Genomic DNA, 25,520 nt, shown 5'->3' with positions numbered 1-25,520 from the left:
TTTGGGCGGGTCTCGCCGGCGCGCAGCCGCCTGACGCCCGACACGAACTGCGCTAGTGCTGCCCGGTGCGGAGAGATGAGAACGTGAGTCTTCGTGACCGGCGGGCCGACGTGCTCGAGCTAGGAAACTTGCGCGAGCTTCTTCCCCTCAGCCCGTTTCAAAGGCCGTCGGAAGCGGAGGGCGACGGCGCAGCCAGCTTCGCGCTGCCGACCGTGATCGGCGCCGAGGTGGCCCGCGCCCTGTCGCAGGAAATCATCACGCTTCGCTTCGAGCCCGGCTTTCGCCTGACCGAAGAGGAGATCTGCAGCCGCTACGGCGTGAGCCGGTCTCCCGTCCGCGAAGCGTTCAAAGCGCTGGAGGCGGACGGGCTCATCATCCGCTCGGCCCGGCGGGGCGTCCGGGTGACCCCGATCAGCCGCCAGGACCTCGACGAGGTCTATTCCTGCCGTGCCGCCCTCGAGGGCCTGGCGGCCGCGGGCGCCGCGCTGAACCCGGATCGCGCGATCGAGACCGAGCTCGCCGAGTTCATCGACGCGCTGGAGCCCGCGATCACCGCGCGCAACATCCCCGAATTCTTCAAGAACAGCGTCGCCTTCACGTCCGCCATCCACCGGCATTGCGCAAACAAGACGCTCACCCGGATCCTCGAAGGCATCGACAAGCAGGCGCGCCGCTACCGCTATCTCGCGCATACCTGGACGCACGAGATGCTGGAGGTCTCGCTCCAGAACTACCGCGAGGTCAGGGAGGCGATCGTCCTGCAGAACGCCCCGATGGCGCAGCGCAGGGCGACCCGGATGATTCGGCGGGCCCACCGCATCATCGCCCGGGCCCTGACGGAAGCCTATCCGGCCCTGGACGGCGGGGATGCACCGCCGCGCGGGGCGCCATGAACCACCACGATTCGAAGACCCTGCGACTCTTCGTGATCGCGTGCGAGCTGCGGAGCCTGAGCCAGGCGGCCGAGCGCATGAACCTCGCTCCCTCGGCCGCGAGCCGCCGCATCCAGCTCCTCGAGGAGCAGGCGAAGAGTCCGCTGCTCGCCAGGCGTCCGCACGGCGTCGAGCCGACCGCGGCCGGCCTGACTGTCCTCCGCTACGCGCGCGACATCCTGCACATGACCGAGCAGCTCGGAGGGCTTCTCGAGGAGCACCGCTCGGGGATACGCGGCTTCGTCCGGATCAGCGCGTCGAGTTCTGTCCTGGTCCAGCGCCTCGCATCGGACCTTTCGCAGTTCCTGACGGCCAATCCAGAGATCAAGCTGGAGCTCGAGGAGCATCCGACGCTCGGGACCCTGGATGCGCTGGAGAAGAGGCGGGTGGACATGGGCGCCGTCGTCGTCGGCGCGGAGGCCCACCCCTTCCAGAGCTTTCCCTTCGGGGGCGACCGCCTGGTCGTGGCGGTGCCCGCTGCCCACCCGTTCGCGGCCCTTGAGGGCGTCCGGTTCGGCCATGTTGTCAAGGAGGACATCGTCACGCTCGAGCCGAGGACCGCCCTGCGCCGACTTCTCGCCGACCGGGCCCGCGACCTCGGACAGCATCTCAAGGTGCGCGTGCAGGTCAGCAGCTTCGAGGTCGTCGGGCTGATGATCGCCAAGAATCTCGGGATCGGCATTCTTCCGGAACACGCCGTCCGTCCATTCGCGGAAGCGCTCGGCCTCCGGATCGTGTTGCTCGACGAACCATGGGCGCGCCGTGATTTCGCGATCTGCGTTCGCTCGATCGATGAGCTCGACCCTCCCGCGCGGCGTCTCATGGCGTTCCTGCTGGGGGACGCGATCTCCTGAATTCGAATTTTTCGAAACCAGCCCCCGCCTAATTCCGGTTCCGCGGCCGAAACGGCCCCTCTAGGCTCCGCGCAAACGTCATTCGCGGCCGTCCGCCGCACCTTGCGAGCCGATGGACAATCAGCGTTTCCAGGACTGGACCAAGCTCTCTCCGGAGGAACGCCGGCGCGAGTTGCAGGCGTCGAACCGCCGCCTGCAGGAATACGGCCCCACGCTGAACGCCTTCGTCGCCGCGCTCGCACCCTCGCCAAGCTCCGCGAGCGCCGGCCCCCTGGCCGACATGCCCTACGCGACCAAGGACATGCTCGATCGGGATGCCCGGGCCGCCGGCTGGGGCGGAGTCCGCCCGAGCAGCGAGGCATCGGGCGGGACTGCGGAGCTGCTGCGGCGGCTCGACCGGGCCGGCGCCGTCGAGGCCGCGGTCGCCACCATGACCGAGCTCGCCTACGAGCCGTCCGGCTACAACGCGCAGCGCGGCCGGACGCGCAATCCATGGCATCCGGAAGCCGTGACCGGAGGATCGTCGAGCGGCTCGGCCGCCCTCGTGGCCTGTGGCGCGGTGGTGCTCGGCATCGGCTCCGACACGGGCGGCTCCGTCCGCATTCCCGCGAGCTGCTGCGGCATCACCGGCCTGAAGCCGACCGGCGGCGGACCGCTCGACCCTGCCGTCATGCCGCTCTCGCCCAGCATGGACACGATCGGCTTCATGGCGCGGAGCGCGGCGGAACTCGCAGCAATCCTGCCCGTCGTGTCCGAGACGACGCCGGCCGGGTCGGCCGAACCGTTCGGCCAGGCTGCAATCCTGTCGGATTGCATGGCGGAAGCCTCTCCGGCCGTCCGGCAGGCCGTTACCGCCGGTATCGAGGCCCTGCGCGGAGCCGGGCTTACGATCGCGCCAGCCGAATTCGGCGACCTCCTCGGAGAGATCGACGGCCATGCGCTCACCGTCATGCAGGCGGAGAGCTCGCGCTCCCATGCACATCGCCCCTTCGACGGGGGGCGCCTCTCGCCGACCCTGGCGCGGCGCCTGACGAAGGGCCTCGAGATCACGGACGGCGTTCTCGCCGACAGCCTCGCGGCCCGAGCCGACCTCACGGCGGCCTTCTTCGACAGGCTCGGCGGGGCGGAGCTGGCGCTGCTGCCGGTCATGCCTATCGAGACGCCCCTCGCCTCGCAGACCGACCCGGCGAGCGCCGACTTCCAGCCGCGGGTTCTCTACGCGATGAGCCGCTTCACGCGGTTCGTGAACTTCCTCGGGCTCCCTGCCCTGTCGGTGCCCTGCGGATTTGACGGGCGCGGGGTGCCGATCGGGCTGCAGATGATCGGCCCTGCCGGCAGCGAGGCCCGCCTCCTTGCGACCGCGGCCCGCCTCCAGGCGACCACCGATTGGCACGGCCGCTGCCCCACGGCCACGGCCTCCTCCAGCTAGCAGCGCCCGGATTCCATGACGGCTCCCAGACCCTCCTCAGCGCTCTCCCACCTCCGCGTGCTCGACCTCACGCGGGTCCGGGCCGGGCCGACCTGCTGCCGGATCCTCGCCGATTTCGGCGCGGACGTGATCAAGATCGAGGCGCCGCAGGGCGTCGATCCCAACGAGGGGATCAGCGGCCAGCGCCTCGGCTACGACATGCAGAACCTGCATCGGAACAAGCGCTCCCTCACGCTCAACCTCAAGAAGCCGGAGGGGCGCGAGATCCTGATGCGGCTTGTGAAGACGGCCGATGTCGTGGTCGAGAATTTCCGCCCGGACGTGAAGGACCGGCTGCGGATCGCCTATGACGACCTGAAGGCCGTGAACCCGCGCATCATCCTCGCCTCGATCTCGGGCTTCGGCCAGACCGGCCCGTACCGGAACCGCGCGGGCTTCGACCAGATCGCGCAGGGCGTCGGCGGCTTGATGTGGGTGACGGGCAATCCGGGCGAGGGCCCGATGCGCGCCGGCATCGCGGTCGCGGATTCCGCCGCCGGCATCTACGCTGCGACCGGGATCATGATCGCGCTCTCGGAGCGCGAGCGCTCCGGCGAGGGCCAGTGGGTGCAGACTTCGCTGCTCCAGGCGCAGATCGCCATGATGGACTTCCAGGCCGCCGCCTACCTCGTCGAAGGCAAGGTCCCGGGCCAGGCCGGCAACGACCACCCCTATTCGACGCCGATGGGCGTGCTGCAGACGCAGGACGGCTACATCAACCTTGGCGTCGGCGGAGAGGGACAATGGGCGGCCCTGTGCCGCGTGCTCGAGCGGCCCGACCTGGCCGAGAACCCGGACTATGCCGTCCAGGAGCAGCGCTTCCGCAATCGCCCGAAGCTGATGGCGGAGCTCGCCGCCATCTTCGCGACGCGCAACTCGGCGGATTGGCTGGAGCGGCTGGAGGCTGAAGGCGTGCCGGCCGGCCCGATCTACAAGGTCGACGAGGTCTTCTCGGATCCACAGGTCGAGCATCTCGGCATCGCGCAGCCGGTCCGGCATCCGCAACTCGGGGACATCCGCCTCGTCGGACAGCCGATCGACATGTCACGCACCCCGGCAGGAATCGCCTCAGCCACGCCCGATCCGGGCGCGCATTCGGACGAGATTCTCCGGGATATCGGGCTGGGGGAGGACACCATCTCCGACCTCAGGGCAGCAGGAGTGGTTTGATGGACGCGTCGTCCAAGGTAGGCAGGGTCACCCTTACGACGAGCGGCGCGCTCGCCACCATCACGCTCGACCAGCCGAGCCGCCACAACGCGATGTCGCTCGCGATGTGGAGCGAGCTCGCCGCGCGGGTCGAGGAGGCCGTGGCGGACGACCAGGTCCGCGCGATCCTCGTGACCGGCGCGGGCGAGAAGGCTTTCTGCTCGGGTGCGGACATCTCCGAATTCGGCGAGAACCGCTCGACCCCCGAGGCGGGAGCGGCCTACGACCATGTGGTGGACGTCGCAATCGAGGCCCTGAAGGGCGCCGCGAAGCCGACGATCGCCGCCATCCGCGGCATCTGCTTCGGCGGCGGGCTGGAGATCGCCCTCTGCTGCGACCTTCGCATCGCCTCGGCCGGATCCCGTTTCCGCATCCCGGCTGCCCGGCTTGGCCTCGGTTATGCGTACGAGAACGTCGCCCTCCTCGTCGACCGGCTCGGCAACGACGCGGCGGCCGAGATCCTCTTCACGGCGGCGATCCTCGACGCGCAGGATGCGCGGCGGGTCGGGATCATCTCCCAGATCTTGTCGGAAGACCGGTTCTCGGACGAGGTTGCCGCTTTCGCGGGCGGGATCGCGGGAAATGCCCCGCTCGTCCTGCAGGCGGTGAAGCGGGCACTCCTGGAACACGCGAAGCCCGCCGGTCAGCGTGACCTCCCGGCCGTCCAGGCGGCGGTCTCGCGGTGCCTTGCGAGTGCGGATTACCATGAGGGCCGGACGGCCTTCCGGGAAAGGCGAGAACCCCGGTTCACGGGGCGGTGACGATCAACAGCGCAGCCGATCGCTGCGCGACAGGACAGAGAGGACGGTCAGCGATGATGAGGTCATTTGCAGCCCTGTGTCTTACCGCAGCGCTTGCGCTCGCGCCCGGCCTCGCCCGGGCGGTTCAGCCGGAGCCGGCGCCGCTTTCGCCGCCCGTCAAGCTGACGGTCGGCTACGTGAAGGTGGGGCACCTCGCCCCGCTGTCGCTCGTGACGGAGGACGCCAAGAAGCTCGGCCTCGAACTCGATATGGTCGAGTTCTCGCGCTATGCGGACGCCCGCACGGCGCTCCTCGCCGGCTCGCTCGACGTGGCCGCGGTGGCGCCGGCCGATCTCGCCATCAGCCTCGCCCAGGGCTCGACCAACATGGTCGGCATCATGGGCGTCGGCGGCTCGAAGAAATACGTCATCGGCCGCAAGGGCGTGAAGCTCGACAGCTGGGAAGACCTGAAGAGCAAGAAGGTCGCGATCGGGCCCGGCTCGGCCGTGTGGTTCCAGTTCGCCGCGACGGTCACCGAGAAGGGGATCCCCTACAACAGCTTCACGCCCGTCAACATCCAGGGCGGCGGCGCGAACTACGTCCAGGCGCTCCAGCGCGGCGACGTCGACGCGATGATTTCATGGGAGCCCTTCGAGTCGCTCTCCGTCATGGAGGGGCACGGCTTCTTCGCCAAGAACCTCGAATACAGCGAGTCCAAGGCCGTCGGCGCCGAGCTCGGCATGATCGCGGCGAGCCGCAAGGCCGTGGACACCAAGCGCGACGCCGTCGAGCGCTTCGTCTGGGCGTACATCAAGGCGCAGGAGACCCTCGCCGCCGATCCCGCCAAGTTCGCGGACGCCTATGCGAAACTCACCGGCATCGACCCGAAGATCGCGGCCGACGCCGCCAAGGTGATCACCCTTGGCGCGGTCGTCTCGCCGGAGCAGCTGGAGCGCCAGGCCAAGGCCTTCCATGAGCTCGGCGTCATCCAGAAGGACATGTCCGGCGAGATCCGCAAGTATTGGGACGCCTCCTTCGTCCAGAAGGCGAAGGGACAGTAGGAACAGGGGCGCGAGGCACCTTCGGGTGACCGGGCGGGAGCAAGGGAATGGCACAGGCTGAAGTCTTGGCGGCGGGGCAGCCCCCCGCGGCCACAAAATCGGCAACGCCCGCCCCGGCGCGGCCGGCCGGCCGGAGCGCGACCGCGTTCCTCACGGGCTCGCCGGTCGGGCGGATGCTCCTCGCCATCGCCCTCCCGATCCTGATCCTCGTCCTGTGGCAGCTCGCAGGCCGCGGGACGGGCTCGCTCTTCGGGGGCGTCCTTCCGACGCCCGACCGGGTCTGGGACGCCTGGAAGGTCTGGGCCTTCGGCCAGTCCGGGCTCGGCCTCAATCCCTATAGCGGGACCTGGGCGTCGAACGTGATGTTCTCCGCCCAGCGCGTGGGCCAGGGTTTCGCGCTGGCGACGCTGGTCGGCATCCCGCTCGGCATCCTCATCGGCTGGAACCGCCTCGCCGCGGGCAGCTTCGACCCGCTCATCCAGATGCTCCGGCCGATCCCTATCACGGCCTGGCTGCCCTTCTCGATCGCCGTCTTCGGGATCCAGAGCATGGGCGCCGTCTTCCTGATCGCGCTCGGCGCCTTCTACCCCATCGTCATCAACGCCACCGCCGGCGCACGCGGCGTGGAGAAGAACTGGATCCGTGCCGCCCTGATGATGGGTGCGCGGCCCATGGACATTCTCCTGCGCGTCGTCCTGCCGGCCTCGCTTCCCTCCATCTTCACTGGCCTCCGCATCGGTCTCGGCATCGGCTGGACGGCCGTCATCGTGGCCGAGATGGTCGCCGTGAAGTCCGGCCTCGGCTACGTGCTGTGGGACGCCTACTACATCGGCCGGATGGACGTCGTGATCGCCGACATGGCCTCGATCGGCCTCCTCGGCTTCCTCAGCGACCGCCTGATCCTCTTCATCGAGCACTGGCTCCTGGGCTGGCGCCGCCTATCCAACTTCCAGAACTGAGGATCGAAGGTGATCGAGTTCCAGGACGTCTCCAAGACGTTTCCCGGCCGGACCGCCGTCCGGGCCCTCGCCGACGTGGATCTCTCGATCCGGGAGGGTGAGTTCGTGGCGCTCCTCGGCCCCTCGGGCTGCGGAAAATCGACGCTGCTCAACCTGCTCGCCGGATTCGAGCCGCTGACCGACGGCCATCTCACCTTCGACGGCAGGACCGTTCAGCGGCCGGGGCCCGACCGGGCCGTCGTCTTCCAGGAGGCCTCGCTGTTTCCCTGGCTGACTGTGTGGGACAACGTGACCTTCGGGCCGCGCGTCCAGCGTCGCGACAAGGCCGAGTACGAGAGCCGCACGCGCGACATGCTCCGGCTCGTCGGCCTCGAATCCTTCAAGGACGCTCTCCCCGCCCAGCTCTCGGGCGGCATGCGCCAGCGCGTCGGCATCGCCCGCGCCCTCGTCATGAACCCGCGCGCGCTCCTCATGGACGAGCCGTTCGGCGCGCTGGACGCCCAGACCCGGATGGCGATGCAGCAGCTCCTGCTCGACGTCTGGCAGACGCTCGGGATCGCGGTCCTCTTCGTCACGCACGACATCGACGAGGCGATCCTCCTCGCCGACCGCATCTGCGTGATGTCGGCCCGGCCGGGACGGATCACGCGCGAGATCCAGGTCGACCTGCCGCGCCCGCGCTCGATCGAGAACCTCCTCACCCCCGAATTCACGACCTACAAGGCGATGATCATGGCCGAGATGAAGTTCGCCCACGGAACCCATTGATGGCCAATCCCCGTGTTCCCTACCGGCTGAGCTCTTCCCGGCCAGCCCTGCCGCCGCTCGACGGCAAGCGGATCCTCGCCCACCTCGTCGTGAACGTGGAGCATTGGCGCTTCAGCGACCCGATGCCGAGGACGATCCTCACGCCCCCGCACGGGCGAGAGACCGTGCCGGACGTGCCCAACTTCTCCTGGGCCGATTACGGCATGCGGGCCGGCATGGCGCGCATCCTCGACCTGTTCGGCAGCCGCGGGCTGCCGGCCTCCGCCAGCTTCAATGCAGGCGTGATCGAGGCCTATCCCGAGGCCGCCGCCGCGATGCGCGACCTCGGCTGGGAATTCGTCGGCCACGGCATCCATCAGCGCGCGCTGAACCATGCGGAGGGCGGCGAGGGAGCCGTCATCAAGGAAGCGCTCGACCGGATCGCGGCTTTCACCGGCACGCGGCCGCGCGGCTGGCTCTCGCCCGGGCTGCGCGAGACCGAGAACACGCCGGAGATCCTGAAGGAGCTCGGGATCGACTACGTCTTCGACTGGGTCATCGACGACCTGCCGTCCTGGATGACGACGGCGCAGGGGCCGCTCCTCGCGATGCCCTACAATCTCGAGATCAACGATTCGATCATCTATGCGGTCGAGCGGCACGCGACCGGCGAGATGGCATCACGCCTCGAGCACACGCTGCGGCTGTTCGAGCGCGAGGCGACGGAGACGGTGCGTGTCCTCGCGATTGGCCTCCACCCGCACCTGATCGCCGTGCCGCACCGCTTCCATGAGCTGGAGCGGATGGTGGACCTGCTCCAGGCCTCCGAGCAGGTGAAGTTCGTGACCGGTGCGGAGATCGCCGACTGGTACAAGCTCCACGAGCCGCCACCAGCCGGCTGAGCGGCTCAGCGGCCCTTGAAGACGGGCTTGCGCTTCTCGTTGAAGGCGAGGATGCCCTCGCGGCGATCCTCGGTCGGCACCATCCTGTTGTAGGCCTCGATCTCGAAGGCCAGTCCGTCGCGAAGGGACATCTGCAGGCCGCGATGCATCGATTGCTTGGCCTGCCGGATCGAGATCGGGGCATTCCGGGCAATCACCTGCGCCGTCTCGAGCGCCGCCGGCAGGAGGTCCGCGGCGGGATAAACCGCGTTCACGAGCCCCCATTCCTGCGCCTCACGGGCGGAGAAGGGGCGCCCCGTCAGGATCAGCTCCTTCGCGCGCCGCTCGCCGAGCGCCCGCGGGATCGTCTGCGTCCCGCCGCCGCCCGGCATGATGCCGAGGGTCACTTCCGTGAGGGCGAAGCGCGCCGTCTCGGCCGCATACAGGAAGTCGCAGCAGCCCGAGATCTCGCAGCCGCCGCCATAGGCCGCGCCGTTGATCGCGCCGATGATCGGCACCGGGCAATCGACCAGCGCCCGAACCATGCGCTCGAAGATGACGTGCTGCCGGGTCCATGCCTCGTCGGTCATCCCCCGGCGCTCCTTGAGGTCGCCGCCGGCACAGAACGCCTTCTCGCCCGTGCCGGTCAGCACGATGCAGCGCAGGTCCCCCGGATCGAGCGCGACGTCCTCGAAGCAGCGCACGAGGTCGAGGCCCATCTGGGTGTTCAGGGCGTTGGAAGCCTCAGGGCGGTTCGTGCGGACGATCCAGACGTGGTCGCCCGCTGCCTCGACGGACAGGGTCTCGAAGGTAGGAACGGAACGGGCCATGGTGGTCACTTCTGCTTGCTGATCGCGCCGGCGATATTCTCGATCCAGCGCGCGACGCCCGGGCTCTCGGGCATGCGCGTTCCCTCGTCAAACAGGGCGGTCGCCGTCTCGGAGGGCAGGTCGGGCCTCGCGCGCCGCAGGCAGTCGAGCCACTTGGCCCGCAGTTGCTCGGGCGTGATCGGATCGGCGAGCGAGCCGGGCGACGCGGTCACCGTACGGCTCACCGGCGCCCCGTTCGCGGGGAAGATCGTGACGGTCACGGGCGCGCCGCCGACATCGCTGCCCTGGGCCGGCGCCTTGTCGCTCTCGACCACCGTCACGTCGGTCAGCCGCCGCTGGATGTGGGGCCGCAGCACCGCCTCGTCCGTGAAGCTCGCAAGATCAATCCTTCCATCCGCGAGCGCTGCTGAGATCGCGTAGGGCGCGCTGAAGAGGGCGTTGAGTCCGGATTTCGGATAGGGGTGGATGAGAGCGCTCGTGCCGCCCTTGGCAACGTCCACGCGCACGGATGCGACGGCCGCGAGGTCGAGCCCCGTCTCGCGCCGGAGCGCCAGCGTGCCCTCGATCGTCTTGTGCAGCATGTAGCAGCACGGATAGCGCTTCTGCTCGAAACCCGGATCGCGGATCGCGAAGGGCTGCCCCAGGCTCAAGCCGGGCGTCCAGGCGGTCGTGGCTCCGCCCGAAAAGGCGTGGAGGAAGCCGACCGGCCCCTCGATCGGCTCGGCCGCTCCCTCGATGCCGGCCACCGCCAGCCGCACGGCCCGCACTGCGTTCGCGGCCGCGATGCCGACATGGAGCGACTTCACCATCGATCCGAAATTGGCCCGCACGCCGGACGCGTGGCTCGCCGCGATCGCGAGGGCATGCCGGGTTCGTGCTTCGTCCAGCCCGCGCAGCCGGGCGAGCGCAGCCGTGGCGCCGATGGTGCCGAGAGTTGCGGTGGCGTGGAAGCCAAGGTCGTAGTGGCGGAAGCCCATTACCTGCCCGAGCCGGATGAGCACCTCCGTTCCGACCGCAAAGGCCTCGATGAAGGCCCGCCCGCTCGTCTCCGCGCCGTCGAGCCCGGCCAGCAGGGCCGATACGATCGGCACGCTCGGGTGGCAGACGGCCAGCATCGAGACGTCGTCGTAGTCCAGGATATGGCTCGCCATGCCGAAGAGCAGCGCCGCATCGTCGTCGCGATAGCGCGCCTCGCTCCAGAGAGACGCGACGCCGCCCGCCCCGCTCAGGACGGGCAGGGAGGCCGCGAGGCGCCGGACCTGCTCCTCCGCGCCGCCGGCCACCATCACGCCGATCGTGTCGAGCAAGAGAGGCACGGCCTGCTCGACTACCTCCGGCGGAACCGTCCCGGAGAGGGCGAAGCGAGCGATGTCGACGGTTGCGGGGCCGGGCGACGGCTCGGCCTGGCTCGCCGGTGCTAGGGCAGCTGACATGTCTCGCTCCTCCTCGAAGCCGCTCAGTAGGTGCGCGGCATGCCGAGCACGTTCTGGCCGACCTGGGCCAGGATGAGGTTGTTGGAGAGCGGCGCGGTGCGGAACAGCCGCGCCTCCTTCCACTTCCGCTCGACGTGGTATTCGCAGGCCACGCCGTAGCCGCCGAAGGTGGTCATGCACGCCTCGGCGGCCTCCCAGGCGGCCTCGCTGGCGAGATATTTCGCCATGCTGGTCTCGTTCGCGCAGGGCTTGCGCGCATCGAACAGCGCCGCGGCGCGGTTCCGCATGAGCTCGGCCGCTTCCACGTTCATGTGGGCCTTGGCGATGGGGAACGAGATTCCCTGGTTCTGGCCGATCGGGCGGTCGAAGACGAAGCGCTCACGGGCGTAGCGGGAGGCCTGCTCGACGAACCACTTCCCGTCGCCGATCGACTCGCTGCAGACCAGCAGCCGCTCCGAGTTCAGCGAGTCGACCAGGTAGTAGAAGCCGCGGCCCTCCTCCCCGATCCGGTCCTTCTCCGTCACGTGGAGGTCGTCGATGAAGACCTCGTTGGTGTGGTGGTTGAGCATCGTCTTGATCGGGCGCGACTTCAGCGAGTCGCCGGCCTTCTCGATGTCGACGAGGAAGAGCGACAGCCCGTCCGTCTTCTTCTTCACCTCCTCGAGCGGCGTCGTGCGCGCGATGAGCAGGTACATGTGCGACTGCTTGTAGCGCGAGGTCCAGATCTTCTGGCCGTTGATGACGTAGCCGTCGCTCGTGCGCTTGGCGAAGGTCTTGATCTTCAGCGTGTTGGAACCGGCATCCGGCTCCGTCACGCCGAAGGCCTGGAGGCGCAGGCTCCCGTCGGCGATGCGCGGCAGATACTTGCGCTTCTGCTCCTCGCTGCCGTGGTTCAGGACCGACGCCATCGTGTACATCTGGGCGTGGCAAGCGGCGCCGTTCCCGCCGGACCGGTTGATCTCCTCCAGGATGATGCAACCTTCCATGACGCCGAGGCCCGAGCCGCCGAACTCCTCCGGGATCAGCGCCGCGAGCCAGCCGGCCTTCGTCATGGCCTGGACGAACTCTTCCGGATAAGCCTCGCGCTCGTCGCAAAGGCGCCAGTAATCCGGGCCGAACTCTTCGCAGAGCTTCCTTACGGCCTTCCGGATCTCTTCCTGAATCTCGGTGTACTCGAAGTTCATCGTCCCGGTCTCTACCCCGCCGCGCCCTCGGCGCGGAGCCGCTCGATCTGTGCTTCGTCCAGGCCGATCTCGAGGAGAACGGCCTCCGTGTCGGCCCCGAGCGCCGGCGGCGGCGCCAGGTTTCGGCTGCGCGCGCCATTCGCCTTGATGGGAAGCGCGATCACCTTGTGATCGGGCACGCCCTCGACCGGCAGCGGGGCGAGCAGTTCCATGGCCGCCACCTGCTCGTGCCGGACGAGTTGGCCGACATCGTTCAGCTCGCTGCAGGGCGCGCCGGATTTCTGCAGGCTCGCGACGAGCTCCCCGGTGGGCCGCTGCCGCGTGAGAGCCTCGAGCGCCGCGTCGAGCTCGTCGCGGTTGGCGAGGCGCTGGGGATTGCTGGCAAAGCGCGGATCCGCGGCGAGTTCGGGCGCGCCGAGCCCTTCGCAGACGCGGCGGAACAGGCCGTTGTTGCCGGCCGCGATGAACACATGCCCGTCGGCGGACCGGTACACTCGATAGGGCGCCGTCATCGGGGTCGCCGATCCGAGCTTGCGCGGCAGCTTGCCGGTCGCGAGATGCGCGGCGACGATCACGGTCATCCAGGCGGTGCCCGTCTCGAGCAGGCTCGCCTCGACGAGAGCCCCCTCCCCCGAACGTCCGCGCTCGATGATGGCGGCCAGGATGCCGAGCGCAGACCACATGCCTGTGCCGAGATCGATCAGCGACACGCCGACCCGGACCGGGTCGTCGCCGTCGTGGCCGGTCGTGCTCATGATGCCCGTGAAGGCCTGCATCAGCGGATCGTAGCCGGGCAGGTTCTTGAGCGGCCCGACGCTACCGAAGGCGCTGATGGCGCAGTAGATCAGCTTCGGATTGGCCGCCTTGAGCGCGTCATAGCCGAGGCCGCGCGCCTCCGCGCTGCCGGGCTTCATGGAGTGGATCACGACATCCGAGGCCGCGATCAGGGTCCTCAGGGCTTCGACCCCCGCCGCATTGTCCAGGTCGATGCAGATGCTGCGCTTGTTGCGGTTGAGCGAGAGGAAGGTCGCGCTGTGGTCGCCGGTAGATGGCGGGCGCCAGTCCCGCGTATCGTCGCCGCGCCCGGGCCGCTCGACCTTGATCACCTCCGCGCCGAGGTCCCCCAGCACCTGGGTGCAGTAGGGACCCGCCACATTCTGCGTGAGATCGATGACCCGGATCCCTTTGAGAACGCCGTCGAGCATCGAACCCCTTTTTCAACGCGGCGCATCAGACCGGCCGCGAGCTGCCGACACCCAAACCAAAAGTTCGAACGAATTGCAAATTGGTCGAAGCGCCGCTTTCAGTGCCTTTGGTGGATTGCCGCAACCTACCCTCGATCGTTCCCGTCTCCGCGCGCACTTCCCGAACCACCGTGATCGTCGGGGATCTCGCATTTTACGCGCAGCCGTCTTGTCCCATGCGAGGCAGCAGAATAACGATAAACGTTCGAATGAATGAATAGGCGATGCTCGGGGAGGATCGATTGAGACGCCGTGACTGTCTGGCCGCCTTGGCCTTTTCGGCTGCCGTTTCGCGTGCCAACGCGGCGACCTTTCCCGAGCGCCCGATCATCCTGTCGAACGGCTACCCGCCGGGTGGTTCGACGGATGTCGCGGCGCGCCTGATCATGGACAGGATGATGCGCGCGATGCCGAACTCGCGCGTCATCGTCGAGAACCGCCCCGGAGCGAGCGGCACCATCGCCTGCGACTGGCTGAGGCGCCAGACGGCCGACGGCTACAGCCTGCTCCTGTCCGAGTCGTCCTCGTTCGCGATCTGGCCGAGCATGCACGCGGAGGGGACGCGGTACGATCCGCTTGCGGATTTCGACTGGGTCTCGACCGTTTGCACGGCGCCGCTCGTCTTCATCGTCAGCCCCGATTTCCCGGCCAAGACCGTGGAGGAGGCGATCGAGGTGCTGCGCTCTCCGAAATCGGAGAAGCTCGACTATTCCAGTTCCGGGGCAGGTTCGATCCCGCATATCGCGGCCGAGATGCTCCGGAAGGTTGTCGGCGACACCAACCAGTCGCGCCACGTCTCGTATCGCGGCGGCGCGCCGGCCGTGCTCAGCGTGTCGAAAGGCGAGACCGGCTGGGGTGTCGCGTCCCTCGGCTCCGCGGCCGGCCTCCTTCAGGGCGGAGGCCTGCGGGCACTCGCCGTGACCGGGGCAAAGCGCTTTCCGAGCTTCCCCGACGTTCCAACCTTCACCGAGCGCGGCCTGCCGGAGATGGAGGTCGAGATCTACTATCTGGTCCACGCGCCGGCACGCCTCCCGGCCGGCATCCACGAGATCCTGAGTGCCGCCGTCGCGTCCGCCCTTCAGGACGAGACAGTGCGCTCCAGGTTCATCGCCGCCGGCATGGAGGCCTGGACCGGCCCGAACACGGCGACGACGACGCGCGCCATCGTCACCGCGGAACTCAAGCGGTTCAAGGACATCTCGGCGCGTACGGGAATCCGCATTTCTGCCTGACGGAACGGCATGGGTGGCGGGGAGGCCGCAGGGCCGTCCGCCTTCTCCTCGATCGGCCGGCGCGGCCCGCCGGCTCGGCGCGATCAGGCTCGCTGCCGGATGACGCTGTGGATCGAGTAGCGATCCGCCGGGTAGAGATTGTGCGAGATCTCGAAGGTCGCGCCCGTATGTGCCACGTAGCGCCGCTTGACCAGCAGCGCCGGCCCGTCCGCCTCCGACTCGAGCATGGCGGCGAGTTGCGCAGGTAAGCGCGTCGCCGTGACGTTCTGCTCGACATATTCGAGTCTGAGGCCGAACTGGGCCAGGACGATCTCGTAGACGGCCCGCTCGCCGCGCCGAACCTCGCTCCTGTCCGGCGCGAACCGCTCGGGCACCATGATCTCGGACCAGCATAGCGGCGCGAGGTCGTCGCGGGTCGCACGCAAGCCGGCGATCCTGAACCAGCGCCTCTCCTCCACGCCGCTGAAGTCCCCCGAGTTCCGGAGCGACAGGGAGGCGAAGCCTTCGTGCCGGATATCCAGCACGGTGCTATTGGCGAAGTCGAGCAGTCCTTTGATGTCGCGCAGGCTGTGCACGTAGGGCGAGACGGGCGCCTTCGAGAGGACGACCGTACCGGTCTTGCGCCTGCGCCCGATCAGCCCCTGCTCCGTCAGGATCTTCAGCGCTTCCCGAATGGTATGGCGGCCGACGTTGAACCGCCGCTGCAGCTCGGGCTCCGTGGGGAAGCGCGAGCCGACCGGATAGGCGGTCGACCGGATCTCCGCGCTGAGTTCGTTCGCCAGTTCGATGTGTCGGCCCGCAGGCACTGCCCGTCTGTTCGTGTCGGGCGACACTTCCTCCTCGGTCATGGGAGCTTTCTACGAGAAGGCCGATGGGGTGGGAAGTCCGGCATGAGCCCGCTTCACGGCCGCGCCGCGTAGCCGAACCGGCCGGCATTCGCCGATCCCGCCCTGGCAGCTCTGCCAGGGCGCATTCGCGTGGCCCAACCGATCAAGCCGGCGCCCCACGCTCGCGCCAGCGTCCCCGGTCCATTTGGGCCGTCGGAGGCGTTCATGAGGCAATCGACCGTTGTCGGAACGGGCCTCATCCTGCCCATTGCGGCCGCTGCTTCTGCCGAGGCCCGCACGCGAGGACCGGCGACTGCTGGGGGCGAGAGGCCTGGAGCGTCCAGCTAAAGGCCGCGCGCGGTACAGCCCGTGGACCGCGCCCATCACCAGGATGCGCCGAAGCGAATCCTGGTCGTTGCGCTCGGCTCGCGCGGCGACGTCCAACCCATGTGTGTGCTGGGCGCCGCGCTCGCTGCCCGGGGACATGACGTCACCCTCCTGACCACGCCCGATTTCGGCCGGCTCGGCGAAGCCTTCGGTCTCCACGTCGTCCAGGGCGGCCCCCGCATGCGCGAGATGCGGGCGATGGCAGGCTTCCCCAAGCCGAAGGGGTCGGTCGGGGTCCAGCTCGTTTCCTGGCTGCGATGGCTCCGGCACTCCGTGTCACCCTACGTCGAGAACCTCCTGGCGCTTTGCCACGAGGAGATGGGCCGGGCCGAGATCGTCGTGTACGGGCCGATCGCCTTCTTCGCGGGCAGGCTTGCGGGCGAGGCGGGCCTTCCTTCCGTGCGGGTCCTCCTCCAGCCGCTCTCGGCCGATTGGCGCATCCCGCTCTCCGTGACGGGAGCAAGCGGGCTCGGCCCCCTCCTCAATAGGCTCACCTACGAGAGCCCGCGCATCCTCACGGTTGCCCTCGCGCCGGCCTTCAAACGCTTTCGGGCCGAGACGGGAGCCGGCCGCACCCTGCGTTCGGGCAGCAATCCGCTCCGCCCCGAACGTCCCGACGGATCCGACGTGTTCGCCTGGAGCCCGCTTCTCTGGAGCCCGCCTGGTGGAGCGGGGCCCGTGCCGACCGGCTTTCTCTTCGCAGACGAACCCAGCGGGAGCGAGCTTACGCCCGAGCTGGACCGGTTCCTCGACGGAGGCGCGCCCGCCATCTACGTCACGCTGGGATCGGTGGGCTCCTTGGCCCAGCGCAGCGTCGAAACCGTGCTTCGGGCCGTGACGCTCTGGGGCGGCCGCGCCCTCGTCAGCTCGGGGCTCAAAAGCGGGGGAACGACCTCGGGAGACGTCTTCTTCGTGGACGACGTCGATCACGCGCGCCTGTTTCCGAAGCTGGCCGGGATCGTGCACCATGGCGGCGTCGGCACCACGGCCGCCAGCCTGCGCTTCGGGCTGCCCAGCGTCGTCTGTCCCCTGTTCGGCGACCAGTTCTTCTGGGGAAGGCGGCTCGCCGAACTCGGGGCGGCCGAACAGCCGACGACCCTTCGCCGAGCGTCCGCCGAGCAGCTGGCCGGCAGGCTCGACCGGGTCGGCCGCCTTCAAGCCGCAGCACGCTCCGCGGCCGACGCGATCGCGGCGGAAGCCGGATTGGCGAGGGCGATCGAAGCGGTGGAGGCCGCTGGAACCGCGCGGGGCGCGCTCGCGCCGTAGCGCCCGCCGCAAGATCAACCGGTCAGCGTCAGCTCGGTGAGGAGAATCACCCCGCGCTGAAGCCAGCCCATCCGGTTGAACCAGACGCACCAGGCCGTCGATTCCGAGAGCGAGATCACGCGCATGAGCGGCCCGCGCCCCTGCAGGCGCACGAGGTCGCCAACCTGGATCGACGCTGGACATTCCGTGATGGCGAGGCGCTGCGCGCGCGAAGCCGCCGCCATGGCCGCGAAGTTGAGGAAGCGCCGCATCAGCATCAGGAGCAGCATGCCGCTCCCGCTCATTCGGCCGCAAGCCTCTGCGTTTCGGCGCCGACCGCCTGCGGGGCGGCTTTCGGCAGATCGTCTGGGGTCGGATGGCCGGCCAGCCGCCACGCGCGCTCGCGCAGCCCCTGGAACAGCACGTAGAGCGGTGGGATCACGAAGATGCCCAGGAACGAGGCGGCGATCATTCCGGCAAAGACCGGCGTGCCGACATCCCGCCGCGCCAGCTGCGAGGCGCCCGTCGCGATGACGAGCGGAAGCAGCCCCAGGATGAAGGCGAAGGACGTCATCATCACCGGGCGGAAGCGCAGCCGGGCACCTTCCGTGGCCGCCTCCTGAAGGGGGACGCGCCTCTCGCGCTGCTCCTTGGCGAACTCGACGATCAGGATGCCATTTTTCGCCGCGAGGCCGATCAGCACCACCATCCCGATCTGGGCATAGAGATCGAGGGTGAGGTTCTGCAGAACGATCCCGGCAAAGGCCCCGGCCACGCCGATCACGACGGACAGGAGGACCGGCACGGGGATCGTCCAGCTCTCGTAGAGGGCCACGAGGAACAGGAAGGCGAACAGCACGGCGAAGCCGAGGATGATCGGCGTCTTTCCTTCCGCCCGCTTCTCCTGGAAGGCCGTGTCGGTCCACTCGCCGCCGTACCCGGCGGGCAGCGTCGCGGCGGCGACCCGCTCCATGGCGGCAAGGGCCTGGCCCGACGAGACCCCGGGCGCCGGGCTGCCCTGCACGGTCACGGCGCGCCGGTTGTTGTAGCGGATGAGTGCCGGCGGTCCGACCACCACCCGCACCTCCAGAAGAGAGCGGAGCGGGACCATCTTGCCTTCGTTGTTGCGGACGTTGATCCGGTAGATGTCGTCGACCGCCGACCTGTCGGCCGCCTCGGCCTGGACCTGAACCTGCCAGGTGCGCCCGAACAGGTTGAGATCGTTCACGTAATAGCCGCCGAGCGAGGTCTGCAGCGCCTGGAAGACCGCGTTCAGGGGGACGCCGAGGACCTGCACCTTGTCCCGGTCGATATCGAGATACACCGAGGGACTGGTTGCGGAGAAGGTGCTGAAGACCCGGCTCAGCTGCGGATCCTGGTTCGCGGCCACGACCAGGCCTCGCAGAACCTGCGCCAGTTCCTTCGGGTCTCCGCCCCTGAGGTCCTGCAGGACGTAGGTGAAGCCGCCGCCGGTACCCAGGCCGATGATCGGCGGTGGCGCCAGCGGCACGACCGTTCCGCCCCCGATCTGGCGAAACTGCTCGCCGAGCCGCTGCATGATGGCGTTCACCGAGGCGGAGGGGTCGCGGCGCTCCTCGAAGGACTTCAGCGTGACGACGAAGAAGGCAGCATTGCCCTGCGAGTAGTTGTCGATGAAGTTCAGCCCGATCACCGACGTGTAATCGGCGATCGCCTCCTCTTCCTTGAGGATCGCTTCCGCCTGCGCGACGACTTCGGAGGTCCGGCCCACCGAGGCTCCATCGGGAAGCTGCACGACGATGAAGAACGCGCCCTGGTCGTCTTCCGGCAGGAACCCCGTTGGCGTGCGCTTGCCGAGTTCGTACGTGCCGTAGGCGGCGACGGCGGTCAGGATAAGCCCGAGCACCGACAGCCTGACGATGCGCGCCACGATGGCCCCGTATCCGTCACGGACCGAGTCGATGCCCCGCATCAGCATCCCGATCGGGCCCCGCCGCGGGCCGTGGTGCGGACGAAGCAGGATGCCGCAGAGAGCGGGCGACAGCGTCAGCGCATTGATCGCGGAAAACAGCATGGCGGTAGCGACGGCAACCGCGAATTGTCGGAAGAGCTCGCCAGAGATGCCTGGGATGAACGCGACCGGCACGAAGACCGAGAGCAGCACCAGCGTGATCGCGATCACGGGCGCGGTGATCTCCGCCATCGCGACCTTCGTCGCTTCCCGCGGCGAGAGCTCGGGATGCTCCTCCATGACGCGCTCGACGTTCTCGACCACGACGATCGCGTCGTCGACCACGATGCCGATGGCGAGAACCAGGGCCAGCAGGGAGACGGTATTCGCCGAATAACCCACTGCCTTCATGACGATGAAGGTCGCGACGAGGCTGACCGGGACGGCAAGCGTCGGGATGAGCGTCGCGCGCACGCTGCCGAGGAACAGGTAGACGACGATGACGACGAGGATGAAGGCTTCGATCAGCGTCTTCTGGACCTCGTGGATGGTCTCGGTGATGAACGCTGTCGGATCGTAGGTGACCTTCCACTCGAGGCCCTCGGGGAAGCTCTTTGCGAGTTCCGAAACGCGGGAGCGGATCTCCTTCAACGTCGTGATCGCGTTGGCCCCGGGCGCCTGGTAGATCGCGATGACGGAAGCAGGGCTCCCGTTCAGCCGCGTCTCACGGTCGAGATTGGCCGCACCGAGCTCCACCCTCGCGACGTCGCCGAGGCGGAGGACCGATCCATCCGGGTTCGTCCTGAGGACGATGTTCTCGAATTGCTGCGCCGAGGCGAGCCGCCCCTGAGTCTGGACGTTCAGCTGCAGCCGCTGGTCCTCCGATACCGGCCGCGCTCCGATCCGCCCGACGGGAGCCTGGACGTTCTGCGCCTGGATGGCGCTGATGATGTCCCCTGTCGTGAGATCCAGTCCCGTCAGCCGGTCAGTCCGGACCCAGGCGCGCATCGCATAGTCCTGCGGTCCCCAGAGCGTCGCGTCGCCGACGCCGGGCGTGCTCCTGATCTGGTCGAGGAGGTTGATGGTCACATAGTTGGAGATGAAGAGCGGGTCCTGCTCGCCCTTGGGCGAATAGACGGCCAGCACCCCGAGCAGCGCGGAGGACTTCTTCTTGACCGTCACGCCTTGCCGCTGGACGTCCTGCGGCAGCTTCGAGAGCGCGACCTGGACACGGTTGTTGACGTTGACCGCGTTGATGTCCGGATCTGTGCCGAGTTCGAAGGACGCCGTGAGCGTGTAGCTGCCGTCGTCGCCGCTCACGCTCTTCATGTAGATCATCTTGTCGACGCCGATCACCTGCGACTCGATCGGCTGCGCGACGGTCCCGTCGACCACCGCCGCGGAGGCGCCGGGGTAATTCGTCGTGACCGAAACCTGCGGCGGCACGATATCGGGGTACTGGGCGAGCGGGATCGCCATCATCGCGAGAAGACCCGCGATGGTCATGACGATCGCGATGACGATGGCGAGGCGCGGCCGGTCGACAAAGATGGCCGACAGCATGATCAGCTCCGCGTCACGGCACGCGTTGCGGGAACGCCCCTGACGAGCGAGCCCGCCTTCACCCGCTGCAATCCGTCGACGATCACCTGCTCGGAGCCCGAAAGGCCGTCATCGACGACGACCTCCGTCCCGCTCTCCCCGCCGGTCTTGATGCGGCGGATGACGGCCTTGCCGTCCTCCACGACGAAGACATAGACGCCGCCCTGGTCGGCGATGAGGGCCGCCTGGGGCACGACGACCTTTTCCTGCTCCTCGCCGGTCTGGAGAAGGACGCGTGCGAGCTGGCCGTCCTTCAGCGCGCCGTCGGGGTTCGGCATCACGGCGCGAACCAAGACCGTATCGGTCGCCCGATCGACGCTGATGTTCACGAAGTCGATCTTGCCGGGATGGGGGTAGATCGACCCGTCGGAGAACTTCAGCTGAACATTGATCTTCGAGGGGTCTAGCCTGTTGCCGTCCTGGGAAAGCCTCAGGAATTCCCGCTGACTGACCGGAAAGGTGACGTAGATCGGGTCCTGGCTGACGATGGTCGTGAGGACGCCGCTGTCCGGGCCGACGACGTTACCCTTCGTCACGCTCGTCCGGCCCACGCGGCCTGCGATCGGCGAGGTGATCTGGGTGTAGCCAAGATTGATCCGGGCCGTCTGCAGGTTGCCCTCGTCCGTCATGACGGCGGCAAGCGACTGCTCCTGCGCCGCCCGCGCCTGGTCCCTGGCGACGACGGTTCCGGCGTTCCGGTCCAGGAGCTCCTGCGCTCTCTGGAACTGGATCTCGGCCAGCTTCAGGCCGGCCTTGCTGCGCTGAAGGGCGCCCTCGGCCTGCTTCACGGCGGCCTCGAACAGCTCGGGCTCGATGCGGTAGAGCGGCGCGCCTTCCTTGATCAGGTCGCCTTCCTTGAACTCGACCGCCTCGAGGTAGCCCACGACGCGCGCACGGACCTCGACGCGGCTCACCGCTTCGACGCGACCGACGAAGTCCAGGGCCTTGCTGATGACACGGCGCTGGACCGGGGCGATGCCGACCGGGATGGCGGCATCCGCCGGTTGGGCGCGCCCCGCCCCTGGAGGGAGCAGCAACAGACCGGTCAGGAGCGCAACGGAGAGGCTTTGGATTCTGGTCCGCACGCCGCCTGCCTCCCAATCGTCCCGATCGCTGCGTCCGCGCGCGAAGATTCCGCGCAGGAGATTCGGGACCGAGCCCGCGAGATTGGCGCTCCCGGACCGCTGTCAGCTTGACCATTTGGGACAGGCTTTCCGGGCCTGCCGCAGGGCGGCCGAGGGAGGAAAAGCCGGCCTCCGATCCTGTCCCGTCCGGTCAAGAAGCGGGGGATCGGATGATGAGAAGTGGCGCCTGTGAGCTTGGAAGAGAGACTTCACGCTCCAACGATTGCGGGCGGATCGTGCCGATGACTGAGGGGCACCTCGCGGCCGCTGCGGATGCCGGTCGGGACAGCTTCGTCTCCAACGGCGGCCGGACTCCCTTCGGGATCGACTCCGTCCGGTCCGGCGCCGGGCAGGTCGAGGTGAAGGCCCAGGACCTTTGGGCCGGTGATTTCGGGGTGCTCACGGGGTTCTCGGCGGGGGCGGGTTCGAGGCGCGTGCTTCTCGTCGCTCCGCTTGCCGGCGCCCACCCGCTTCTGCTCCGCGACCTCGTCGTCGGGCTGCTTCCCGAAGCCGACGTGATGATCACGGATTGGCGGGAGTCCTTCTACATTCCCGTGTCCTGCGGGGCCTTCGGCCTCGCCGACAACATCGCCTATGTCGTCGAGATGCTGCGCGCCGCGGGGCCCGACACGCATGTCGTCGGCGTCTGCCAGGGCACCGTGACGGCCCTTGCGGCAACGGCCCTGTTATCGGAGCTGGATGAGAGTGCCGCCCCTCGCACGCTCACGCTGATCGCCGGCCCCATCGATCCGCTCGCCAATCCGACCCGCGTCGTTCAGGCGACGCGGTCGCATGCGCCGGAATGGTTTCACCGGCACGCGCTCTGCACCGTCCCGGGCGGCTTCCCCGGAGCGGGACGGCTCATCTACCCGTCCAGCATGCAGCTCGCGACCTTCTCGGGCTATCTGGCGCGGCACTGGGGTAGCGGCGAGATCTTCTGGAAGCTCCTGTGCGACGACGGGGCCGACCCGCTCCACTACCCGTTCCTGCGGATGGTGACGCAGCTGATGAACCTGCCGGCCGAGCTGGTCCTCGATACCGTCCAGAGCATCTTCGTCGATCGCCTGCTCCAGGCGGGAACGCTCACCGCCTGCGGCAAGGCGGTGACACCCGGGGCCATCAGGCGAACCGCGCTGATGACCGTCGAGGGCGAGGAGGACGACATCGCGGCCCCGGGGCAGACACTCGCGGCGCACGACCTCTGCACCGGCGTACCCTCCGAGGCGCGGCGTCACCTGCGGGTGCCCCGGTGCGGGCATTTCGGCCTCTTCCACGGAGCTCGGCTGCGTTCGACCGTGCTCCCTGCCATGCTGAGCTTCTTCCGGGATGCCGACGATGCCGTGCACTAGAGCGGCAGCCCCCGGCCGAGCAGGGCCGCGGCCGCGCTGCCCGCGGAGGCTGCTGTCGGCCGTCATCCTGATCTTCCTCGCCTCGGCCGGCGCGCCCTGCCTCGCGGAGACGCCGCCGGGCAGCCCGCCCGAGCAGGTGCGGCAGCTTCTCGAACTCACCCGCGACCCCGTCGTGACGGAATGGCTCGGCCGCCAACGCCAGCAGCAGGGAGAGCCGGCGGCGAGCGGCCCGCCGGCCTCGGTCTCGGCCCGGATCATCGATGCCCGCCTCGAGATACTGCGGACGCATATGCACGAACTGGGAGCGGCGCTGCCGAGAGCACCCGCCGAGTTGGCGCAGGGTTTCGGCCGGCTCGCCGACGAGCTCGGAAACCACGGTCCCGCAAGAGTGCTGTTCCTGGTCCTCGGCTTCATCGCGCTCGGCGCGGGCACGGAATGGCTCTACCGGCGGATGACGGCATCGCTGCTCAGGCGGACGCGGGACATGCGGCAGGTGAGCACGAGCGACCGCCTGCGGGCGTTCGGCGTGGCGGCCGCGGTGGATTTCGGCGGGCTCGCCATCTTCGCGGCAGGCAGCCTGGGCGCCTTCCTGGCGTTCCGGTGGCCGCCGCTGCTCCGGGAGATTGCGCTCACATACCTCGCGGCGGCGATTGCGCTCAGGTTCGTGGTCTTCCTGATCCGGCTCCTGCTCGCCTATCGCGTCGGCAGCCCGGAGGTCGAGGAGCGGTTCCGGCTGGTCCCGACGACCCAGCACGCCGCCCGGTTCTGGTCGCGCCGGATCATCGCCTTCGCCGCATGGTTCCTGCTGGGCTGGGCGAGCGTCGAGGCCCTGGAGATCCTCGGAGATTCCCTGAGCGTCCGCCAGATCGCCGCCTATGCGCTCGGGATCGGGCTTCTGGCCATCGCGCTCGAGACAATCTGGTCCTGGCACATGCAACAGGCCGCCGCCGTCTCCGGCCGCCGCCCGGAGCGCCTGCGGGCTGTGCTGCTCTCCGTCTGCCTGGTTCTGCTCTGGGGCGTTTGGGTCCTCGGCTTCCTCGGCGTGTTCTGGCTCGGCGTCCTGGCGCTCGTTCTTCCACCCGCCTTCCGGGCGACCGACGAGGTGGCACACCGCCTCTTCGCCGCGCCCGACGGCCCGCCCCGCACGGACGACGGTCGGGCGCTGCCTGAGATCTACCTTTCCAAGGGCCTGCGGGCGCTGCTCGTCGTGGGTTCGGTGCTGCTCGTCCTCTACTCGCTCCAGTTCGACATCCTGGAGACGGCGGGGCGGGACACGCTGGCCGCCCGGCTCGCGCGCGGCGGCGTCACGGCCGCGATCATCCTGATGGCGGCAGACCTCGTCTGGCAGCTGGCCAAGCGCGCGATCGACAGGCGGCTGTCCCAGGCCCCTCTCGGGCCGGGCGCGACGCGGGAAGAGGCGCTGCGGCAGGCCCGCCTGCGCACGCTCCTGCCGATCTTCCGCCACGTCGTCTTCATCACGCTGGCGGTGATCGCAGTCCTCATGGCGCTGTCGGCGCTCGGGGTCGAAATCGCTCCCCTCATCGCGGGTGCCGGGATCGTCGGCGTAGCGGTCGGCTTCGGGTCGCAGACGCTCGTCAGGGACGTGATCAGCGGCATCTTCTACCTGCTCGACGACGCCTTCCGGGTCGGCGAGTACATCCAGAGCGGCAACTTCAAGGGAACGGTGGAATCGATCGGCTTCCGCTCCGTGCGCCTTCGCCACCAGCGCGGGCCCATCTACACGGTGCCGTTCGGCCAGCTCGGCGCGGTCCAGAACATGAGCCGCGACTGGGTCATCGACAAGTTCCTCGTCGGCGTGACCTACGACACTGACCTCGAAGCGGTGCGGAAGATCGTGAAGCAGATCGGCAAGGAGCTCGCCGAGGATCCCGAATTCGCGGGCAGCATCATCGAGCCCCTCAAGATGCAGGGCGTGGAACAGTTCGGCGAGATCTCCATCCAGCTCCGCATGAAGATGATGACGAAGCCGGGAGAACAGTTCCTGATCCGGCGGCGCGCGCTGGCCATGATGAAGACGGCCTTCGAGGCGAACGGAATCAAGTTCGCCTATCGCGTGGGCCAGCCTGGCGCACGAGACGAGAGCGCGACCGCCGGAGCGGGCCGCGAAGGCCTCCGCCTCGTCCAGCCGGGGCCGGCGAGCTGAACACTCGCCGGGATCGGGAGCTTAGCGCCAAACCTCGCCTGGTCTGCGCTTGTATGGCCTGGCCGGGGGCGCGCCGAGCCCATAGGGCCGCTCTCCCGCAGCCAGCTCGCCGGGCCTG

Annotated in this window: 21 protein-coding genes; 13 read left to right on the top strand and 8 right to left on the bottom strand. The window is 68.6% G+C overall.

Annotation, left to right across the window (positions count from 1 at the left end; all coding sequences use genetic code 11):
• Positions 1-83: 83 nt before the first annotated feature.
• From ACO2SS_RS13850 to ACO2SS_RS13810, 9 genes are all read left to right on the top strand, one after another.
• Complete coding sequence (locus ACO2SS_RS13850) at positions 84-893, top strand: GntR family transcriptional regulator (protein ID WP_423278258.1); 810 nt, start codon at positions 84-86, stop codon at positions 891-893.
• The gene (locus ACO2SS_RS13845; protein WP_423278257.1) at positions 890-1,786 is read left to right on the top strand and encodes a LysR family transcriptional regulator; all 897 of its coding nucleotides are present in this window, start codon (positions 890-892) and stop codon (positions 1,784-1,786) included. The genes ACO2SS_RS13850 and ACO2SS_RS13845 overlap by 4 nt, the downstream gene beginning before the upstream one ends.
• Positions 1,787-1,898: 112 nt before the next feature.
• On the top strand, positions 1,899-3,215 hold the full coding sequence (locus ACO2SS_RS13840; RefSeq protein ID WP_423278256.1) for an amidase: 1,317 nt from the start codon (positions 1,899-1,901) through the stop codon (positions 3,213-3,215).
• A gap of 15 nt (positions 3,216-3,230) precedes the next feature.
• Entirely contained in the window at positions 3,231-4,424 is a 1,194-nt protein-coding gene (locus ACO2SS_RS13835) for a CaiB/BaiF CoA transferase family protein (protein ID WP_423278255.1), read from the top strand.
• Complete coding sequence (locus tag ACO2SS_RS13830) at positions 4,424-5,224, top strand: enoyl-CoA hydratase (RefSeq protein WP_423278254.1); 801 nt, start codon at positions 4,424-4,426, stop codon at positions 5,222-5,224. Before ACO2SS_RS13835 ends, ACO2SS_RS13830 begins: the two co-directional genes overlap by 1 nt.
• A gap of 53 nt (positions 5,225-5,277) precedes the next feature.
• Positions 5,278-6,264, top strand: coding sequence for an ABC transporter substrate-binding protein (locus tag ACO2SS_RS13825; protein ID WP_423278253.1), 987 nt, complete (start codon positions 5,278-5,280; stop codon positions 6,262-6,264).
• Between the two features lie 47 nt (positions 6,265-6,311).
• Positions 6,312-7,223, top strand: coding sequence for an ABC transporter permease (locus ACO2SS_RS13820; protein ID WP_423278252.1), 912 nt, complete (start codon positions 6,312-6,314; stop codon positions 7,221-7,223).
• Between the two features lie 9 nt (positions 7,224-7,232).
• Entirely contained in the window at positions 7,233-7,991 is a 759-nt protein-coding gene (locus tag ACO2SS_RS13815; protein ID WP_423278251.1) for an ABC transporter ATP-binding protein, read from the top strand.
• Complete coding sequence (locus ACO2SS_RS13810) at positions 7,991-8,872, top strand: polysaccharide deacetylase family protein (RefSeq protein ID WP_423278250.1); 882 nt, start codon at positions 7,991-7,993, stop codon at positions 8,870-8,872. The genes ACO2SS_RS13815 and ACO2SS_RS13810 overlap by 1 nt, the downstream gene beginning before the upstream one ends.
• 5 nt (positions 8,873-8,877) lie before the next feature.
• Here the strand turns inward: ACO2SS_RS13810 and ACO2SS_RS13805 are convergent, their stop codons facing one another.
• The 4 genes from ACO2SS_RS13805 to ACO2SS_RS13790 are packed head-to-tail and all read right to left on the bottom strand — an operon-like array spanning position 8,878 to position 13,503.
• Positions 8,878-9,681, bottom strand: a complete 804-nt coding sequence (locus ACO2SS_RS13805) for an enoyl-CoA hydratase/isomerase family protein (RefSeq protein ID WP_423278249.1) — start codon at positions 9,679-9,681, stop codon at positions 8,878-8,880.
• A 5-nt stretch (positions 9,682-9,686) separates the two neighbouring features.
• On the bottom strand, positions 9,687-11,114 hold the full coding sequence (locus tag ACO2SS_RS13800) for an MmgE/PrpD family protein (RefSeq protein ID WP_423278248.1): 1,428 nt from the start codon (positions 11,112-11,114) through the stop codon (positions 9,687-9,689).
• A 23-nt stretch (positions 11,115-11,137) separates the two neighbouring features.
• Complete coding sequence (locus tag ACO2SS_RS13795; protein WP_423278247.1) at positions 11,138-12,298, bottom strand: acyl-CoA dehydrogenase family protein; 1,161 nt, start codon at positions 12,296-12,298, stop codon at positions 11,138-11,140.
• 11 nt (positions 12,299-12,309) lie between these two features.
• A complete protein-coding gene (locus ACO2SS_RS13790) occupies positions 12,310-13,503 on the bottom strand; it encodes a CaiB/BaiF CoA transferase family protein (RefSeq protein ID WP_423278246.1) in 1,194 nt (397 codons plus the stop codon).
• Between the two features lie 281 nt (positions 13,504-13,784).
• Between ACO2SS_RS13790 and ACO2SS_RS13785 the strand changes: the two genes are divergently transcribed.
• On the top strand, positions 13,785-14,774 hold the full coding sequence (locus ACO2SS_RS13785) for a Bug family tripartite tricarboxylate transporter substrate binding protein (RefSeq protein WP_423278245.1): 990 nt from the start codon (positions 13,785-13,787) through the stop codon (positions 14,772-14,774).
• A gap of 83 nt (positions 14,775-14,857) precedes the next feature.
• Here the strand turns inward: ACO2SS_RS13785 and ACO2SS_RS13780 are convergent, their stop codons facing one another.
• The gene (locus ACO2SS_RS13780) at positions 14,858-15,622 is read right to left on the bottom strand and encodes a GntR family transcriptional regulator (RefSeq protein WP_423278244.1); all 765 of its coding nucleotides are present in this window, start codon (positions 15,620-15,622) and stop codon (positions 14,858-14,860) included.
• Positions 15,623-15,970: 348 nt separating this feature from the next.
• Between ACO2SS_RS13780 and ACO2SS_RS13775 the strand changes: the two genes are divergently transcribed.
• Positions 15,971-17,254: a glycosyltransferase gene (locus ACO2SS_RS13775; RefSeq protein WP_423278243.1), complete on the top strand. Its 1,284-nt coding sequence runs from the start codon at positions 15,971-15,973 to the stop codon at positions 17,252-17,254.
• 14 nt (positions 17,255-17,268) lie between these two features.
• Here the strand turns inward: ACO2SS_RS13775 and ACO2SS_RS13770 are convergent, their stop codons facing one another.
• From ACO2SS_RS13770 to ACO2SS_RS13760, 3 genes are read right to left on the bottom strand one after another with little or no spacing between them, the layout of a single operon-like run.
• Positions 17,269-17,538 (bottom strand): hypothetical protein, encoded by a 270-nt coding sequence (locus ACO2SS_RS13770; RefSeq protein ID WP_423278242.1) that lies wholly within the window; start codon positions 17,536-17,538, stop codon positions 17,269-17,271.
• A complete protein-coding gene (locus ACO2SS_RS13765; RefSeq protein WP_423278241.1) occupies positions 17,535-20,726 on the bottom strand; it encodes an efflux RND transporter permease subunit in 3,192 nt (1,063 codons plus the stop codon). Before ACO2SS_RS13765 ends, ACO2SS_RS13770 begins: the two co-directional genes overlap by 4 nt.
• Before the next feature lie 2 nt (positions 20,727-20,728).
• A complete protein-coding gene (locus tag ACO2SS_RS13760; RefSeq protein ID WP_423278240.1) occupies positions 20,729-21,850 on the bottom strand; it encodes an efflux RND transporter periplasmic adaptor subunit in 1,122 nt (373 codons plus the stop codon).
• 281 nt (positions 21,851-22,131) lie between these two features.
• On the opposite strand from ACO2SS_RS13760, the gene phaZ reads away from it, so the two are divergent.
• Both phaZ and ACO2SS_RS13750 read left to right on the top strand, forming a co-directional pair.
• Complete coding sequence (phaZ, locus tag ACO2SS_RS13755; protein ID WP_423278239.1) at positions 22,132-23,238, top strand: polyhydroxyalkanoate depolymerase; 1,107 nt, start codon at positions 22,132-22,134, stop codon at positions 23,236-23,238.
• Complete coding sequence (locus tag ACO2SS_RS13750) at positions 23,225-25,402, top strand: mechanosensitive ion channel family protein (RefSeq protein WP_423278238.1); 2,178 nt, start codon at positions 23,225-23,227, stop codon at positions 25,400-25,402. The genes phaZ and ACO2SS_RS13750 overlap by 14 nt, the downstream gene beginning before the upstream one ends.
• Positions 25,403-25,520: the final 118 nt, after the last annotated feature.

Source organism: Enterovirga sp. CN4-39 (assembly GCF_049446235.1).
In the GTDB taxonomy this organism is placed as follows: domain Bacteria; phylum Pseudomonadota; class Alphaproteobacteria; order Rhizobiales; family Beijerinckiaceae; genus Enterovirga.
The sequence above is the reverse complement of the archived record's forward strand: the minus strand, read 5'-3'. Positions and strand labels throughout refer to the sequence as shown.

Bases quoted from the DNA above. Each gene is read 5' to 3' on its own strand.
- ACO2SS_RS13795 (WP_423278247.1), bottom strand. From the start codon at position 12,298: ATGAACTTCGAGTACACCGAGATTCAGGAAGAGATCCGGAAGGCCGTA.
- ACO2SS_RS13830 (WP_423278254.1), top strand. From the start codon at position 4,424: ATGGACGCGTCGTCCAAGGTAGGCAGGGTCACCCTTACGACGAGCGGC.
- ACO2SS_RS13845 (WP_423278257.1), top strand. From the start codon at position 890: ATGAACCACCACGATTCGAAGACCCTGCGACTCTTCGTGATCGCGTGC.
- phaZ (WP_423278239.1), top strand. From the start codon at position 22,132: ATGACTGAGGGGCACCTCGCGGCCGCTGCGGATGCCGGTCGGGACAGC.
- ACO2SS_RS13825 (WP_423278253.1), top strand. From the start codon at position 5,278: ATGATGAGGTCATTTGCAGCCCTGTGTCTTACCGCAGCGCTTGCGCTC.
- ACO2SS_RS13820 (WP_423278252.1), top strand. From the start codon at position 6,312: ATGGCACAGGCTGAAGTCTTGGCGGCGGGGCAGCCCCCCGCGGCCACA.
- ACO2SS_RS13750 (WP_423278238.1), top strand. From the start codon at position 23,225: ATGCCGTGCACTAGAGCGGCAGCCCCCGGCCGAGCAGGGCCGCGGCCG.
- ACO2SS_RS13770 (WP_423278242.1), bottom strand. From the start codon at position 17,538: ATGAGCGGGAGCGGCATGCTGCTCCTGATGCTGATGCGGCGCTTCCTC.
- ACO2SS_RS13840 (WP_423278256.1), top strand. From the start codon at position 1,899: ATGGACAATCAGCGTTTCCAGGACTGGACCAAGCTCTCTCCGGAGGAA.
- ACO2SS_RS13835 (WP_423278255.1), top strand. From the start codon at position 3,231: ATGACGGCTCCCAGACCCTCCTCAGCGCTCTCCCACCTCCGCGTGCTC.
- ACO2SS_RS13780 (WP_423278244.1), bottom strand. From the start codon at position 15,622: ATGACCGAGGAGGAAGTGTCGCCCGACACGAACAGACGGGCAGTGCCT.
- ACO2SS_RS13765 (WP_423278241.1), bottom strand. From the start codon at position 20,726: ATGCTGTCGGCCATCTTTGTCGACCGGCCGCGCCTCGCCATCGTCATC.
- ACO2SS_RS13800 (WP_423278248.1), bottom strand. From the start codon at position 11,114: ATGTCAGCTGCCCTAGCACCGGCGAGCCAGGCCGAGCCGTCGCCCGGC.
- ACO2SS_RS13810 (WP_423278250.1), top strand. From the start codon at position 7,991: ATGGCCAATCCCCGTGTTCCCTACCGGCTGAGCTCTTCCCGGCCAGCC.
- ACO2SS_RS13805 (WP_423278249.1), bottom strand. From the start codon at position 9,681: ATGGCCCGTTCCGTTCCTACCTTCGAGACCCTGTCCGTCGAGGCAGCG.
- ACO2SS_RS13790 (WP_423278246.1), bottom strand. From the start codon at position 13,503: ATGCTCGACGGCGTTCTCAAAGGGATCCGGGTCATCGATCTCACGCAG.